The organism is Allochromatium humboldtianum, from assembly GCF_013385175.1.
GTDB classification, from domain to species: domain Bacteria; phylum Pseudomonadota; class Gammaproteobacteria; order Chromatiales; family Chromatiaceae; genus Thermochromatium; species Thermochromatium humboldtianum.
Map to the genome: position 1 here is coordinate 1 of NZ_JABZEO010000056.1, position 1,193 is coordinate 1,193.

Annotated in this window: 1 protein-coding gene; it reads right to left on the reverse strand. The window is 72.3% G+C overall.

Features of this window, described 5'->3' with window-relative positions; genetic code table 11:
- Window positions 1-1,193 (reverse strand): CHAT domain-containing protein (locus HW932_RS21430; RefSeq protein ID WP_176978478.1); only part of this gene is annotated, 1,193 nt, incomplete at both ends.

Here is a 1,193-nt window from a genome sequence, read left to right on the forward strand (position 1 = left end):
ACAGCCAATTGCCCATGAGGATGAAGGGTGCCCAGTAATAGGGATGGGCGTAGGGGTGATCGGGGTCGGGGGTGAAGGCGGGTGCCGTGGAGGTGTCGACGCTGCCGCCGAGGCGCACCGGTCGTCCGCGCACGGCGGCCTGGTCGGTGGAGGCGGGGAGCGGTGGCGCGCCGAGGAAGGCCAGTTGCGCCTGGCGCAGCGCCTCGGCCTTGCTCAGGTGCTGTTGCTGGCGCAGGCGGTAGAAGTGGGCCATGAACGCTCCGGTGCTGGCATCGGCCACCGGCCAGAGGGTGGCGATGACGCTCTTGGCGCCCTGCTTCTGGGCCAGGGTGCCGAGTCCTTCGACTTCCTGGCCGCGGGCGCTCTGGCCGCCGACGGCGGTGTTGCAGGCCGAGAGGGTCAGCAGGTCGAGCTGGCCGAAGTCGTAGAGGGCGCGGATACGATCGAGCGTCAGGCGCTCGGTCCCGAGCAGCAGGAACGACAGGGATTCGTTGCCGGGGTTGAGGCTGAAGTGGCTGGCGATGTGCACCACCGGGCGGCGCAGTCCGGCGCGCAGGCGTGCCTCGGTGAACGCGGCATCGAGTTGGCGCTGTCCGGGCAGGGCGCCGGATTCCTCGGGGGTGGCGCGGACGATGGCGGCCAGTTCGTCGGGGACGCTGGGCAGGGGGGCGAAGCCCTCATGCGCCTGGCTGACACCGAAGCCGGCCACCGTCCAGGTCGGTTTGGGCGGCAGGCGCACCTTGTCGCGCGCGGCGGCGGTGAAGACGCTCAGGGCATAGCGTTCGGTCAGATAGCGTTCGCCGTCGTGCAGGGCAGCCAGCGGGACATAGCGCAGGGTGCCGTCGAGGCTGACCATGAGGGTGGTGATGCCGGCGGCCTCGAGGTCGGGGGCGATCGGGGCGATGAGGGCGCCGTAGAGCGCCTGGGCCGCCGGGCGCGGGTCGCGCCGGGGATCCTGCAGCGCCTGGCGCAGGGTCTCGACCTGGCGGTTGAGGTCGGCGGCGCCGACCGGGGCGACGCGCGCGAGCAGCACCTCGGGCAGGGTCAGCAGCAGGTGCAGGCGCTCGTCCAGCACCAGGGTGTGCAGCAGGGCGACCTGGGCGCCCAGCTCGCGCACCAGGCCGCGGTCGTCGCTGTCGAGTTGGCGTTGGGCCAGCTCGGCCTGGCGCTCGGCGCTGAGGGTGCGAAAGGCG